Origin of the sequence: Salinicola sp. 4072 (assembly GCF_036663415.1) — a bacterium.
Taxonomy (GTDB): Bacteria; Pseudomonadota; Gammaproteobacteria; order Pseudomonadales; family Halomonadaceae; genus Salinicola; species Salinicola salarius_A.
Window position 1 is genome coordinate 1 of the sequence record NZ_JAXOVV010000020.1, and the last position, 14,675, is coordinate 14,675.

The 14,675-nt window shown below is 63.2% G+C and carries 13 protein-coding genes; 5 read left to right on the plus strand and 8 right to left on the minus strand.

Going from position 1 to position 14,675, the window contains the following annotated elements:
- Positions 1 to 384 precede the first annotated feature (384 nt).
- Both R3F72_RS13435 and R3F72_RS13440 read left to right on the plus strand, forming a co-directional pair.
- Positions 385 to 627: a type II toxin-antitoxin system Phd/YefM family antitoxin gene (locus R3F72_RS13435; protein ID WP_087720986.1), complete on the plus strand. Its 243-nt coding sequence runs from the start codon at positions 385 to 387 to the stop codon at positions 625 to 627.
- Positions 624 to 887: a Txe/YoeB family addiction module toxin gene (locus tag R3F72_RS13440; protein WP_332779902.1), complete on the plus strand. Its 264-nt coding sequence runs from the start codon at positions 624 to 626 to the stop codon at positions 885 to 887. The genes R3F72_RS13435 and R3F72_RS13440 overlap by 4 nt, the downstream gene beginning before the upstream one ends.
- 91 nt (positions 888 to 978) lie before the next feature.
- On the opposite strand, the gene R3F72_RS13445 is transcribed toward R3F72_RS13440, so the two are convergent.
- The 5 genes from R3F72_RS13445 to R3F72_RS13465 form a co-directional block, all read right to left on the minus strand.
- Positions 979 to 1,890, minus strand: coding sequence for a hydroxymethylglutaryl-CoA lyase (locus tag R3F72_RS13445; RefSeq protein WP_087720985.1), 912 nt, complete (start codon positions 1,888 to 1,890; stop codon positions 979 to 981).
- Between the two features lies 1 nt (position 1,891).
- Positions 1,892 to 3,982: an acetyl/propionyl/methylcrotonyl-CoA carboxylase subunit alpha gene (locus tag R3F72_RS13450; RefSeq protein ID WP_332779903.1), complete on the minus strand. Its 2,091-nt coding sequence runs from the start codon at positions 3,980 to 3,982 to the stop codon at positions 1,892 to 1,894.
- Positions 3,979 to 4,842, minus strand: a complete 864-nt coding sequence (locus R3F72_RS13455; protein WP_332779904.1) for an enoyl-CoA hydratase-related protein — start codon at positions 4,840 to 4,842, stop codon at positions 3,979 to 3,981. Before R3F72_RS13455 ends, R3F72_RS13450 begins: the two co-directional genes overlap by 4 nt.
- A 64-nt stretch (positions 4,843 to 4,906) precedes the next feature.
- A complete protein-coding gene (locus R3F72_RS13460) occupies positions 4,907 to 6,514 on the minus strand; it encodes a carboxyl transferase domain-containing protein (protein WP_332779905.1) in 1,608 nt (535 codons plus the stop codon).
- A 27-nt stretch (positions 6,515 to 6,541) separates the two neighbouring features.
- Complete coding sequence (locus R3F72_RS13465) at positions 6,542 to 7,711, minus strand: isovaleryl-CoA dehydrogenase (protein WP_332779906.1); 1,170 nt, start codon at positions 7,709 to 7,711, stop codon at positions 6,542 to 6,544.
- A 224-nt stretch (positions 7,712 to 7,935) separates the two neighbouring features.
- Between R3F72_RS13465 and R3F72_RS13470 the strand changes: the two genes are divergently transcribed.
- A complete protein-coding gene (locus tag R3F72_RS13470; RefSeq protein WP_087720981.1) occupies positions 7,936 to 8,361 on the plus strand; it encodes a hotdog fold thioesterase in 426 nt (141 codons plus the stop codon).
- 70 nt (positions 8,362 to 8,431) lie between these two features.
- Here R3F72_RS13470 and R3F72_RS13475 read toward each other — a convergent pair whose 3' ends face one another.
- From R3F72_RS13475 to R3F72_RS13485, 3 genes are all read right to left on the minus strand, one after another.
- A complete protein-coding gene (locus tag R3F72_RS13475; RefSeq protein WP_087720157.1) occupies positions 8,432 to 9,613 on the minus strand; it encodes an ATP-binding protein in 1,182 nt (393 codons plus the stop codon).
- 346 nt (positions 9,614 to 9,959) lie between these two features.
- Positions 9,960 to 11,165, minus strand: coding sequence for an acetyl-CoA C-acyltransferase (locus tag R3F72_RS13480; protein WP_332779907.1), 1,206 nt, complete (start codon positions 11,163 to 11,165; stop codon positions 9,960 to 9,962).
- A gap of 317 nt (positions 11,166 to 11,482) precedes the next feature.
- Positions 11,483 to 12,253, minus strand: coding sequence for an SDR family NAD(P)-dependent oxidoreductase (locus tag R3F72_RS13485; protein WP_332779908.1), 771 nt, complete (start codon positions 12,251 to 12,253; stop codon positions 11,483 to 11,485).
- Positions 12,254 to 12,484: 231 nt separating this feature from the next.
- Between R3F72_RS13485 and R3F72_RS13490 the strand changes: the two genes are divergently transcribed.
- Both R3F72_RS13490 and R3F72_RS13495 read left to right on the plus strand, forming a co-directional pair.
- Complete coding sequence (locus R3F72_RS13490) at positions 12,485 to 13,693, plus strand: thiamine pyrophosphate-dependent dehydrogenase E1 component subunit alpha (RefSeq protein ID WP_332779909.1); 1,209 nt, start codon at positions 12,485 to 12,487, stop codon at positions 13,691 to 13,693.
- A complete protein-coding gene (locus tag R3F72_RS13495; protein ID WP_332779910.1) occupies positions 13,690 to 14,667 on the plus strand; it encodes an alpha-ketoacid dehydrogenase subunit beta in 978 nt (325 codons plus the stop codon). Before R3F72_RS13490 ends, R3F72_RS13495 begins: the two co-directional genes overlap by 4 nt.
- The last annotated feature ends 8 nt before the right edge of the window (positions 14,668 to 14,675 follow it).

A 14,675-nucleotide genomic window follows, 5' to 3' on the forward strand; every position in this document is an offset into this window, starting at 1 on the left:
AGGTGGATAGGCTTTCACCCATAGCGGATGGCTCTCTTGGTTCAGATTCTTGGCGGAACACACTGAATTTTCAAGAGAATACCATCCGCTATCTTCGTTTTCGGGCCGGCCTCATGAATAAGCCGGGGTTATCAGAACGCTAATTGGGCTCCATGCCACTCCCTCGACCAATTCGTCTCCCAATCGTTTGTGCTATTCACACCTCGATCAACGCCAACTGGTCCAGCTCCATGCCACTCACCATTGCCGAAGCGGTGGTGCAGGAATCCGCCGGGCCAGTACAGCTTGTGCCATCGCTGGCGGTCGGCTGATGCGTGTCGTTCGTCTTGACGTACGTACCTAAAGGCGTACATTGATATCAGTTGAACAAGCAGGAGATGCGTCATGACCGGAATCACAGCCACTGAGGCGCGTAGCAATCTCTATCGGTTGATCGATGAAACCGCCGAATCCCATCAACCCATCGTCATCATGGGTAAGCGGAACAAAGCGGTTCTGGTCTCCGAAGAAGACTGGTCGGCCATTCAGGAAACGCTTTATCTGCTCTCCGTGCCAGGTATGCGCGAGTCTATTCGTGAGGGAATGGAAACTTCCGTGGATGAATGCGATGAGGAGCTGGACTGGTGACATGGAGGTTGGTTTACACCAAGCAAGCCCAGAAAGGCGCGAAGAAACTGGCCTCCAGCGGTCTCAAGCCAAAAGCCCAGGAATTGCTGGCGCTGATTGCGGAAGACCCTTACCGCAAGCCACCTCCGTTTGAGAAGCTCATTGGTGATCTCACCGGGGCCTATTCACGCCGCATCAATATCCAACATCGTCTGGTCTATCAAGTGATCGAAGACGAGCGGGTGGTGAAGGTTCTCAGGCTCTGGAGCCACTACGAATAATTCATGACCAGTCGCGGTTGTCTGGCAATTTCTCCACCGCTTGGGTGCCAATCTCGCGTCTGAGCACGGCTTCGTAGATACACGAGCCAAGCTAATGCGATGAGCTGTTTGCCGCCAACGCCACACCCACCTTCGACCGATTCGGCTTGCCGATGGTTTGTGTTATCCACACCCCTGTCTCTGCCAGCTTATCCAGATCCACGCCGGTCTCGATACCCAGGCCGTTGAGCAGGTAGACAACGTCTTCCGTGGCGACGTTGCCGGTGGCGCCCTTGGCATAGGGGCAGCCGCCGAGGCCGGCGACGGCGCTGTCGATCACGCCGATGCCTTCCTCGAGCACGGCGTAAAGATTGGCCAGTGCCTGGCCGTAAGTGTCGTGGAAGTGGGCGGCGAGCTTGTTCATCGGAATGTCGTGCGCGACGGCTTCGAGCAGGCGTTTCGCTTTTAGCGGGGTGCCGACGCCGATGGTGTCGCCTAGCGAAACCTCGTAGCAGCCCATCTCATATAGCGCTGTGGAGACTTCGGCGACCCGAGCTGGGGCGACCTCTCCTTCATACGGGCAGCCAAGCACGCAGGAGACATAGCCGCGCACGCGCACGTTCGCTTCACGGGCGCGTTCGATCACCGGAGCGAAGCGATCCAGCGACTCGACGATGGAGCAGTTGATGTTCTTTTGCGAGAACGCTTCGCTGGCCGCCGCGAAGACGGCGACCTCCTCGACGCCGCACTCGAGCGCGGCTTCCAGCCCTTTCAGATTGGGCGTGAGCGCGGAGTAGACTACGCCCGGCCGGCGGCGAATGCCGGTCATCACCTCGCGGTGATCCGCCATCTGCGGCACCCACTTGGGCGAGACGAAACTCGCCGCTTCGATCCGTTTGAGTCCCGCCGCGCCGAGCCGGTCGATCAGTTCCAGCTTGGCGGCGGTGGTGATGGGTTCGGCTTCGTTCTGTAGTCCGTCTCGTGGGCCGACTTCGACGATACTCACCCGTTTCGGCATACCCATCTCACACCCCCTCAGTCGCTTCGGCACTGGCGAACGCCAATAGCTCGTCCCCCTGCGCCACGGCGTCGCCCACCTTGAAGTGAAACGCTTCCACCGCGCCGGCGGCGGGGGCGCTCAGGGTGTGTTCCATCTTCATCGCTTCCACCACCACCAGCGGCGTGCCTTTCTCGACCGGTTGGCCGGGTTCGACCAGCAGCGCCACCACGGTGCCGTGCATGGGGGCGCTCAGTTTGGCCGCGACCTCATGCGATAGATGATCGACCCGATCCGAGCGCCGCCAGATCAGGCGGGACTCGAAGCCGGCGGCGGTGAGGATGATCGTTTCGCCCCCGGCCGATAGTTCGGTGCGCGCCAGCAGGCGACGGCGATGGCCATCCAGCGTGATCGCCACGGCGTCGCCGTCGAGCCGCTGCAACTTCCCCTCGTAGTGATTCGACTCTTCTCCATTCCGATTCACGCTCAGTTGCCAAGTTGAGTGCGATGCAGAGCGTGTTGCGACCACGGGGATCGGTGGCGTGCCTTCGGCTTCGGCAAACGCCAGTCGAACATGCTGCGGGGCGTTGAGTCGCCAGCCGTCACTGCGCTCCCACGGAGAACGTTCATCGCTGGCTCGATCCAGCCGGTCGAGCGCCACCAGCGCGGCGCGGGCAATGTCCGCGTCGGTGACCGGTTCATTCGCGAACAGATCATCGTGGTGGTGTTCGATAAAGCGGGTGTCGAGCCGGGCGGCGATGAAATCCGGATGCGTCACCAGGCGCTGCAGAAAGCGCCGGTTGGTGGTCACGCCGGAGACATCCAGCGCTGCCAGCGCGCGATCCATCTCCGCCAGGGCCTGGCCGCGATCCTCGCCGTGGACGATCAGCTTGGCCAGCATCGGGTCGTAGTGCATCGAGACGTCATCACCGGCTTCGACGCCGCTATCCAGACGCACGCGATCCGGCGCCAGGCCGCCGGCGTTCAGGTCGAGACGGAAGCGTTCGAGCTTGCCGGTGGCGGGCAGAAAGTCGTTGTCCGGGTCTTCGGCGTAGAGCCGCGCTTCGATGGCGTGGCCGGTCAACGTCAGCGCGTCCTGGGCCTTGGGCAGCGAGAGGCCAGCGGCGACACGCAGCTGCCACTCGACCAGATCCTCGCCGGTAATCATCTCGGTCACCGGGTGCTCGACCTGCAGGCGTGTGTTCATCTCCATGAAGTAGAAATGCGCCGCTTCGCTCGAAGAGGTTTCAGAGGCGGCATCCAGCAGGAACTCCACCGTCCCGGCGCCGACGTAGCCGATCTCCTGGGCGGCGCGGACGGCAGCTTCGCCCATCGCCTTGCGCAGCGCGGGGGGCAGGTTGGGCGCGGGGGCTTCTTCCAGCACCTTTTGGTGGCGGCGCTGCACCGAGCAGTCGCGCTCGAACAGGTAGACGCCGTCGCCCTGGCTGTCGCAGAACACCTGGACCTCGACGTGGCGCGGCTGGGTCAGGTACTTCTCGATCAGCATGCGTTCGTCACCGAACGCGGCGCGGGACTCCCGGCGGCAGCCGTCGAGGGCGGCCTGGAACTCGCGGTCGGATTCGACCACGCGCATGCCCTTGCCACCGCCGCCAGCGCTGGCTTTCAGCAGCACCGGGTAGCCGATCTTTCCGGCTTCCTCCCTCAACAGGGCATCGTCCTGGGCCTCGCCATGGTAGCCGGGCACCAGCGGCACGCCGGCGTTGGCCATGCGCGCCTTGGCCGACGCCTTGTCACCCATTGCGGCGATGGCGCTGGCCGGCGGGCCGACGAAAACGATCTCGGCGGCCTCGCAGGCGGCGACGAATTCGGCATTCTCGGAGAGAAACCCGTAACCCGGATGAATGGCGTCGGCGCCGCTGAGCTTGGCGGCGGCAATGACCTTGTCGATATCGAGATAGCTCTCCCGCGCGGGTGCAGGGCCGAGACGCACGGCCTCGTCGGCTTCGCGCACGTGGCGCGCGTTGGCGTCGGCATCGGAATAGACGGCGATGGTGCGAAGCCCCAGGCGGCGGGCGGTGCGCATCACGCGGCAGGCGATCTCGCCGCGGTTGGCGATCAGCACCGATCGTAGCGGGCGAGGCGCATTTGTCAGGCTCATGAGCGCGATTCCTTGTTATCCGTGTTGCCGTCCTGATCCCCGTTGGCACCACCCATGCGTTGCCAGGCGGGCGGGCGCTTGTCGAAGAAGGCGGCGAGCCCCTCCTGACCTTCGCGGCTGACCCGCAATTCGCTGATGGTGCGGCAGGTGGCATCCACCGTGGCGTCGCTGTCGGGATCGCGGGCGATGCGGGCCAGCAGCGCCTTGGTGGCGCGCTGGGCCTGGGGTGAGGCGGCGAGCAATTGATCGATCATCTGATCGATCCGGGCGTCCAGTGCTTCCCCATCGGCCACCTCATGCACCAGCCCCAGCGCCTGCGCGGTGGCGGCGTCGATCACCTCGGCGGTGAGCGCGTAGCGCCGCATCTGACGCGGGCCGATGGCGCGCTGGACATAGGGGCTGATCACTGCCGGCGACAGGCCGATACGCACTTCCGACAGGCAGAACCTCGCCTTGTCGGACGCGATCACCACATCGCAGCAGGCGGCGAGCCCCACCGCGCCGCCGTAGGCCGCGCCCTGCACGCGGCACAGGGTCGGGCAGGGCAGCGCGTCCAGCTTCTGCATCAGCCGTGCCAGCTCGCGGGCGTCTTTGAGGTTATCGTCGAAGCTGAAGTCGACCATGCGCTTCATGCCGTTGAGATCCGCCCCGGCGGAGAAGTGCTTGCCGTCGGAGCCCAGCACCACCACCCGCACCTCGCTACGTTCGGCCAGCGCGTGCAGGCGTTCGAGATGGGCGTTGAGCTCTTTGATCAACGCATCGTCGAAGGCGTTGTGCACCTCGGGGCGGTCCAACGTCAGCCGTGCGACGCCGCGGGCATCGATGGTCAAATGGGTGAAGCTATCGGATATGGCTGCCATGGCGACCTCTCATGATCATGTTTGCTTCGAGCTTCGAGCTGCTCGTGGCTTGGTGCGAAGCACCCTACATGCGGAACACGCCGAAGCGCGTCTCCTCGATCTCCGCATTCATTGCGGCTGATAGTGCCAGGCCGATCACGTCGCGGGTCTGCAGCGGGTCGATCACGCCGTCGTCCCACAGCCGGGCGCTAGCGTAATAGGGGTGTCCCTGGCGTTCGTACTGTTCGCGAATCGGCGCCTTGAACGCCGCTTCCTCGTCTTCCGGCCAGTCGCTGCCGTCGCGTTCGAGCTGCTCGCGCTTCACCTGGGCCAGCACGTTGGCGGCCTGCTCGCCGCCCATCACCGAGATGCGCGCGTTGGGCCACATGAACAAGAGATTCGGGTCATAGGCGCGGCCGCACATGCCGTAGTTGCCGGCACCGAAGCTGCCGCCGATCAGCACGGTGAACTTGGGCACTTTCGCGCAGGCCACGGCGGTGACCAGCTTGGCGCCGTGCTTGGCGATGCCTTCCTGCTCGTACTTGGAGCCGACCATGAAGCCGGTGATGTTCTGCAGAAAGATCAGCGGAATCTGGCGCTGGGCACAGAGCTCGATGAAGTGCGCGCCTTTCTGCGCGGATTCCGAGAACAGCACGCCATTGTTGGCGACGATGCCTACCGGATGGCCGCACCAGTGGGCGAAGCCGGTGACCAGGGTGTCGCCGTAGTAGCGCTTGAATTCGTCGAAATCGGAATCGTCCACCAGCCGCGCGATCACCTCGCGCACGTCGTACGGCTTGCGCAGGTCGGTACCGACGATGCCATAGAGCTCGCTCGGGTCGAGCCGCGGCGGGCGAGGCTCGCGCATCGCCAACCGGCCGCGCTTGTGCCAGTTGAGCCGGGAGACGGCGCGGCGGGCGAGCTGCAACGCGTGGGCGTCGTTCTCGGCATAGTGGTCGACCACGCCGCTGATCTTGGCGTGGACGTCGGCACCGCCCAGATCCTCGGCACTGATGGTCTCGCCAGTGGCGGCCTTCACCAGCGGCGGCCCGCCGAGGAAGATCGTCCCCTGGCCGCGCACGATGATCGATTCGTCGGCCATCGCCGGCACGTAGGCGCCGCCGGCGGTGCAGGAGCCCATCACCACGGCGATCTGCGGAATGCCGGCGGCGGAAAGCGTGGCCTGGTTGTAGAAGATACGGCCGAAGTCGTCATGGTCGGGAAAGACCTCGTCCTGCTCGGGCAGGTAGGCGCCGCCGGAGTCGACCAGGTAGACGCAGGGCAGCCGGTGCTTGCGGGCGATCTCCTGGGCGCGCAGGTGTTTCTTCACCGTCAGCGGGAAGTAGGTGCCGCCCTTGACCGTGGCATCGTTGGCGACGATCACGCACTCGATGCCGGAGACTCGACCGATGCCGGTAACCACGCCGGCGGCGGGTATAGTGGAGTCGTAGACGTCATGCGCGGCGAGTACGGAGAATTCAAGAAACGGCGAGCCCTCGTCGAGCAGATGGTCGATCCGGTCGCGCACGAACAGCTTGCCGCGCGCTTCGTGACGTTCACGTGCCTTCTTCCCACCGCCCCGGGCGATCGATGCGGTCATTTCGCGCAGCTTGTCGACCTCGGCGCGCATCGCCGCCTCGTTGGCCTGGAAGACCTCGGTGCGGGGGTTGATCTGGGTGTGCAGGATGCTCATGAAACGCCTCGGCTATCGGCAGGAGTCTTATTTCGATTCATTGAACAGCTCACGGCCAATCAGCATGCGCCGAATCTCGCTGGTGCCGGCGCCGATCTCGTAGAGTTTGGCATCACGCAGCAGCCGTCCGGTGGGGTATTCATTGGTGTAGCCATTGCCGCCGAGCAGTTGGATGGCATCGAGCGCCACCTGGGTCGCTTTTTCGGCGCAGTAGAGAATCACGCCGGCGGCATCCTTGCGTGATGCCTGACCGCGATCGCAGGCACTAGCGACGGCATACAGATAGGCGCGGCAGGCAGTCAGCGTGGTGTACATGTCGGCAATCTTGCCCTGCACCAACTGGAATTCGCCGATCGACTGGTCGAACTGCTTACGCTCATGGATGTAGGGCACCACTACGTCCAGGCACGCCTGCATGATGCCTACCGGACCGGCGGCGAGCACGGTGCGCTCGTAATCGAGCCCGCTCATCAGCACGCGTACGCCGCGGTTCTCCTCGCCCAGCACGTTTTCCGCCGGCACTTCGCAGTCGGTGAACACCAGCTCGCAGGTGTTGGAGCCACGCATGCCCAGCTTGTCGAGCTTCTGCGCGGTGGAGAAGCCGGCAAAATCCTTCTCGATCAGAAACGCGGTGATGCCCTTGGCGCCGGCGTCCGGGTCGGTCTTGGCGTAGACCACCAGCACATGGGCGTCAGGGCCGTTGGTGATCCACATCTTGTTGCCGTTGAGCACGTAGTGATCACCGCGCTTCTCGGCACGCAATTTCATCGAGACGACATCGGAGCCGGCACCGGGCTCGGACATCGCCAAGGCACCGATATGCTCGCCGCTGATCAGCTTGGGTAGGTACTTTTCTTTCTGAGCGGTGTTGCCATTGAGCTTTAGCTGGTTGACGCACAGATTCGAGTGAGCGCCGTAGGACAGACCTACCGAGGCGCTGGCGCGGGAGATCTCCTCCATCGCGATGCAGTGGGCGAGATAGCCCATGCCGCTGCCGCCGTCTTCTTCGCTGACGGTGATACCCAGCAGGCCCATGTCGCCGAACTTCTGCCACAGCTCATTGGGAAAGGCGTTGTCGTGGTCGATCTGGGCCGCGCGCGGGGCGATCTCGTCGCGGGCAAAGGCGTTGACCTGCTCGCGCAGCATGTTGAGCGTGTCGTCGAGGCCGAAATCGAGCTCGGTGTAGGGGGCGTGCATGGTGGCATCCTCGCTGTCGGGTACAGCTTCTCTGTCTTAGTACGTTGACGTTAACGTCAATTTACAGGGGCGGCTAGAGCCCCTCGACCATGGTCTAGGGTGGAATGGCGAACCGAATTCGCTCGTTCTGGAGGCCAACAATTCGAGTGGACTGACGTTAGCGTCAATGTGGTAAGACAGGCGTCTGGAAACGTTCACTTCTACTTGGGAAAACCGGGGCCCCTATGTCGATCTGGAAACGCGAGTCACCCTTGAACGCGCTCACCGCCGAGTGCCGGAACACGTTGGTCAGCCATGTCGGCATCGAATTCACCGAGCTGGGCGAAGACTGCCTGCGCGGGCGAATGCCGGTGGATGATCGAACCCGCCAACCCTACGGGCTGCTCCACGGCGGCGGTTCGGTGGTGCTGGCGGAAACGCTGGGCAGTATCGCCGCCAATCTTTGCTTGGCGGACCCGAACAAGATGGCGGTGGGGCTCGAGATCAACGCCAACCACGTTCGCGCGATGCGCGAGGGCTGGGTCGAAGGCTGCGCCCGACCGCTGCATCTCGGCGCCACCACTCAGCTATGGGAAATCCGCATCGAAGACGAACGCGGCCGGCTGGTGTGCATGTCGCGGTTGACCATGGCGGTGGTCAACCGTGGATGAGTTCAGCGTCTGGCTTCGCTTCACTGAAGCTTCGACGTGCCGGCTTTACTAAAATACGTAGGCTGAAAAATCAGTCTTCAGAGATGTGCTTTCGCCTGATGAAATCAGCGAAAAGCGGAACTGTAAAATCAAGGTAGCCATGGTCGGTGCTATAAATCATTCCTTTATAAATTATGCTCGCGCGCGCCGGGCCGATTGATTTCTGCGTGCGATTCATTGCTCTAGCGATATCGGCAACTTGATACGGACCGTCGCCAAGAGCCGCCATCGCCTTGACGAATCCCACCTCCGCTTTGGTTAAACGGTCCAAGCGGACTCTGAAGAAACCGTTGTCTAGAGAACTGATCGTTTCTGCATAGGATTTAAGAACATCGCTTTCGTTGATTTCGGGTCCCGGTGCGTTGTCCCAAGAAAAGGAGGCAAGCTCCTGCAAGAAGAATGGATAGCCCTTCGTTACATCGAAAATTGTCGATAGCGCTTCGTGAGAGATGGATGCGTCTTCGTCAATGATCGGCTTTTCTATAGCTTTCGCAGCGGCTTCCTGATCAAGTGCGCCAACGACAGGATAATTGAATAATCTTTCTGCATAGGATTTAGCTTCGCCCGCGAGTCGGGCTACTTGAGGCAGTCCGGCACCTATGAAAACGATAGGCCTCCCATCTTGAGATATACGGTGAAGGGCAACGATCAGAGCAGAGAGATCTTGCTGAGAGAGATATTGAACCTCATCAATTAGAAGAACCCAGCCTTTATTCGCAGCTTGGGCAGCGCGACCGATTTGGTCAAAGAGGTCGGGTAGATCATGTTGCATATCACCGCTCTCGGCCAAGCCTGGCTCTGGAGGTGGTTCGACGCCAATGTTCACGCCTGAAACTTCGATGTTGAACACGGAGGCGAAATTGCGTAGCCCGCCTAGAGCACGTGAAGCATGGTGTTTGGCTGTTTCGACTCCTGATAGGGAGCGAGACACCTTACGCATCTCGGGGTAGAGAAGGCTTGCCAGATTGGTTTCTTCGGGAGCTTCAACTCTGGAAACAAGGAATCCCTCAGCATCAGCGATGCGACCGATCTCGCTTAGTAGAACCGTTTTACCGGTACCGCGGAGGCCTAGCAGCATAATCGAACGAGCAGACCGTCCTTTGATTGCGCGCCCACACGATATCTTGGCAGCCTGCAGAATCGCATCGCGGCCAGCAAGCTCGGGCGGACGGCTACCGGCGCCAGGTGCGAATGGATTTCCATATGGGTCCATTTAAGGTTCCTAAAGAGACTCTAGCGATGGATAGTGAAAACTAAGGAAAAATACTAGTCTTCTTTAGTTTTTGCTAGGGAGTCTGGTTAGAGCAGATTTTCGCTGGCGAGAGGGAGACCCAAAACTGGCCTATGAACAAGCCGGAGATATTCGGGCTCATCATTTTGATTCAGACAAGAAACGGCTAGTCGCCGAGCCCCAGCTCCTGACTCGTCGCATGCCAAATTTCTGTACCTTGCCGCTGACGGTTATCGGAAACGCGTCAACGAATCTGACGTAGTGTGGAATCTTGTGGTGGGCGATGCGATCGCGGCAAGAGGTGCGCGGGCCTTACTCGTTCATAGCTCTATCTCAACCTCTCGATCCCCACAGCCGTGGCCTCTCCACCGCCGATGCAGATCGCCGCCACGCCGCGTGTCATGCCGTGATGCGTCAGCGCGTTGAGCAGCGTGACCACGATCCGCGCACCAGAGGCGCCGATGGGATGGCCCAGCGCGCAGGCGCCGCCGTGAACGTTGACTCGCGCGTGATCGAGGCCGAGTTCACGCATCGCCGCCATGGCCACCACCGCGAAGGCTTCGTTGATCTCGTAGAGATCGACGTTCTCCCGCGACCAGCCGAGCCGTTCGTGCAGCTTGCGGATGGCGTGGATCGGGGCCACCGGGAAGTCGCCGGGGCGCATGGCGTGGCTGACATGACCGTGGATCCGGGCCAGCGGCGTCAGCCCCAGCCGCTCGGCCTCGCGCTGGCGCATCAGCACCAGCGCCGCGGCGCCGTCGGAGATCGAGCTCGAGTTGGCGGCGGTGACCGTGCCGCCGTCGCGAAAGGCCGGTTTCAATTGCGCGATGCGGTCGATATTGGCCTTGTACGGCGCCTCGTCGTGCTCGACGCGATCCGTACCGCGCCCGGCCGGCGCCTCCAGCGCCACGATCTCGCTGGCGAACACGCCGGATTCGATCGCCCGTCTGGCCCGGGTCAGCGAGGCGATGGCGTAGTCGTCCTGGGCTTCGCGGGTGAAGCCGAACGCTTCGGCGCACGCTTCGGCGTAGGTGCCCATCAGCCTGCCCGGCTCGTAGGCGTCCTCGAGCCCATCGAGAAACATGTGATCGAGCACCTGGGCGTGCCCCATGCGCAGCCCGGCGCGGGCCTTGGGCAGCAGATAGGGGGCGTTGCTCATGCTCTCCATGCCGCCGGCGATGGCATGTTCGGCGCTACCCACACGCAGCGCATCGAATGCCTGCATGATCGCCTTCATGCCGGAGCCGCACATCTTGTTGACGGTGGTGCAGGGCGTCGATTCGGCGAGCCCTGCGCCGAGGGCCGCCTGGCGGGCCGGCGCCTGGCCGAGGCCCGCCGGCAGCACGCAGCCCATGAGCACTTCATTGATGACTAGCTCGTCGACGGCGTCCGGCGGCAGTCCGGCCTGCGCGAGCGCGCCGCGGATCGCCGCCGCGCCCAGTTGCGGGCAGCTCAGTCCGCCGAGCGCGCCCTGAAAAGCGCCCATCGGCGTGCGTTTGGCGCCGACGATGACAATCGGGTCTTCGATATTCATGACAATGACTCCTGATAGCGTACCGGCTGCCGCTTATTCAACTTCAGACCCTGATGACGATGGGGTTTAACGCTCACCCCCTCGCCGCTCCCCCTCTAATGCCGCCACAAAACGACGAAGCCCCGTTCGTTCGATCGGCGAATGATCGGGTCGGTGCACACGGACATCCTTGTCCTGGTGCGCCTCTTGCGACATCCCTGTCGCAAGACCCTATTCGCCGCTCTCCGCACGGCGTCGTTTCGACAGGCGGTCCCGATTGCCCCGGCGGTGTTTTGCCTGGATCGGTTTCACGCACCGCCCGCTCTCGCAGCCCTGTTCTACGTAGCCGACATGCGAATGCCGCCGTCGAGCCTGATCACCTCCCCGTTGAGGTAGCGGTTCTCGAGGATCTGGCGCACCAGCGAGGCGTATTCCTCGGCGTGACCCATGCGCCTGGGAAACGGTACCTTGGCGTTGAGGCCGTCGCGCACCTCGGCGGGCATGCCTTGCATCATCGCGGTGTCGAAGATGCCGGGGGCGATCGCCATCACCCGGATGCCGGACGAGGCCAGCTCGCGGGCGGCGGGGAGGGTCAGGCCGACCACGCCGCCCTTGGAGGCCGCATAGGCGGCCTGGCCGATCTGGCCCTCGAACGCGGCCACCGAGGCGGTATTGATCACCACGCCTCGCTCGCCGTCGTCATCCGTCGCCGGGTTCTCCTGCATCGCCGCCACTGCCAGACGCAGCATGTTGAAGGTGCCGATCAAGTTGATGTCGATCGTGCGGCGGAAGCTGTCGAGGCCATGCACGCCGCGCTTGCCATGGATCTTCTCCGCCGGCGCAACGCCGGCGCAGTTGATCAAACCGTGCAGCGCGCCGAAGCGTTCGAGCGTCTCGGCCAGCGCGCGCTCGCCATCGGCTTCCTGCGTCACGTCGGCCTGAATGGCCAGCGCCGTGTCGCCAAGGGTACGGGCATGATGGCGGGCGGTATCGAGGTCTCGGTCGACCAGCGCCACGTTGCCACCGGCCTCGACCAGCATCCGCGCCGTGGCAGCGCCCAGCCCGGAGCCGCCGCCGGTGACGATGAAGGTGCGTTCAGCCAGCTGCATGGGGATCTCCCGAGTGGAACCTTGACCTGTGTTCTAGCGATGGCAACGCGACCGGGAAATAGGACCTAGTGCTGAAAGACCAAGGTCGGATGGCGACAAGTTGACATTAACGTCAAGGTCATAGATCGAATCGGCCGTTGAAACCGGTCGTTTCCCGACTTGTCGGGCTCACGGGAAAGAGCGGCTCACGAGGCGGCTCGAACCTCGGTCATCGATCTCAGGAAGCATCAGATGAAGACGAACCGATCCACGGCGAAACCGGTGCACAAACCAACCTTCGCCAACGGCGACGACATCCAGATCCCCGTTTTTACCCTGCTCAAACCCGATGGCACCGTCTATGCAGGCGCCGGGTCGACCTCTCTCGACGAAACCACCGCGCGGCGCATCTATCGCGCCATGCTCTACACCCGGGTGCTCGACGAGCGCATGATGGCGGCCCAGCGTCAGGGGCGGCTCAGCTTCTACATGCAGTGTACCGGCGAGGAGGCGGCCGTGATCGGCAGCACGGCGGCGCTGGACGACGCCGACATGATCATGGCCCAGTACCGCGAGCAGGGGGCGCTGGCCTATCGCGGCTTCACCACCGACGAGTTCATGAACCAGCTGTTCGGCAACGAGCGCGACACCGCCCACGGCCGCCAGATGCCGATCCACTACGGCTCGCGGGATCTCCACTATTTGACGATCTCCTCGCCGCTGGCGACCCAGATTCCCCAGGCCACCGGCTACGCCTACGGCCAGAAGCTGGCCGGCAAGGGCCACTGCACGCTGACGATCTTCGGCGAAGGCGCGGCCTCGGAAGGGGACTTCCACGCCGCGCTCAACATGGCATCGGTACACAAGGTGCCGGTGATCTTTCTGTGCCGGAACAACGGCTACGCCATCTCCACGCCGGTCACCGAGCAGTTCGCCGGCGATGGCGTCGCCGCCCGCGCCTTCGGCTATCGCATGCAGTCGATCCGCGTCGACGGCAACGACATCCTTGCCGTGTACGAAGCGACCCGCGAGGCGCGACGGCTGGCGGTCGAAGAGAACGAGCCGGTGCTGATCGAGGCGATGACCTATCGCCTGGCCGCCCATTCCTCCTCCGACGATCCGTCCGGCTATCGCAGCAAGAAGGAAGAGGAAGCGTGGCACAAGAAAGACCCGCTGCGGCGGATGCAGCGCTGGCTGCTCGATCGCGGCTGGTGGAACGAGGATGAAGAACGTGAACTGACCGAGTCGCTGCGCCGCGAGGTGCTGGAAACCATGAAGCAGGCGGAAAAGCGCCGCCCGCCGGCACTCGAGACGCTGGTCAGCGATGTCTATGCCGAGACGCCGCCGCTGCTGCGTGAGCAGCTCGAAACGCTGGAAGCGCATATTCGGCGCCATCCCGAGGCCTATCCCAGGAGTGCACCTTGGCTGGATGGCGGTATCGGGAAGGAGGGCCAGCCATGAGCCGGATGAATCTGCTCCAGGCCGTCAACAACGCGCTGGATACCGCCATGGCTCTGGATGAGCGCGTGCTCTGCTTCGGCGAGGATGTCGGCGTGTTCGGTGGCGTGTTCCGTGCCACCAGCCACCTGCAGGAAAAATACGGTCGCGAGCGCTGCTTCAATACGCCGCTGGTGGAGCAGGGCATCGTCGGCTTCGCCAACGGCCTGGCCGCCCAGGGCTCGGTGCCGGTGGCCGAGATCCAGTTTGCCGACTATATCTTTCCCGCTTTCGATCAGCTGGTGAACGAGACCGCCAAGTTCCGCTATCGCTCCGGCAGCCTGTTCGATGTCGGTGGCCTGACCGTGCGGGCGCCCTACGGCGGCGGGATCGCCGGCGGTCACTATCACTCCCAGTCGCCGGAGGCGTATTTCGCTCACACGCCGGGGCTGACGGTGGTGGTGCCGCGCAACCCGCATCAGGCCAAAGGGCTGTTGCTGGCCTCGATCCGCTCGCCGGATCCGGTGATCTTCTTCGAACCCAAGCGGCTCTATCGCGCCTCGGTGGGCGAGGTGCCGGACGACGACTACGAGTTGCCGCTGCGTCAGGCGGAAGTCGTCAAGGAGGGCAGCGACATCACGCTGCTGGCCTGGGGCGCGCAGATGGAAGTGATCGAACAGGCCGCCGAGATGGCCGAGAAGTCAGGTATCTCCTGCGAACTGATCGACCTGCGAACCATCGTGCCGTGGGATATCGAGACGGTGGCGGCATCGGTATTCAAGACCGGGCGCCTGGTCGTCAGCCACGAGGCGCCGTTGACCGGCGGATTCGCCGCCGAGATCGCCGCTACCATTCAGCAACGCTGCTTTCTCTATCTGGAGTCGCCGATCGAGCGCGTCACCGGGCTCGACACGCCGTTCCCGCTGACGCTCGAGAAGGAGTACATGCCGGGGCCGCTGAAGGTGCTCGATGCCATCCACCGCACGATGGACTTCTGAGGAGCGAT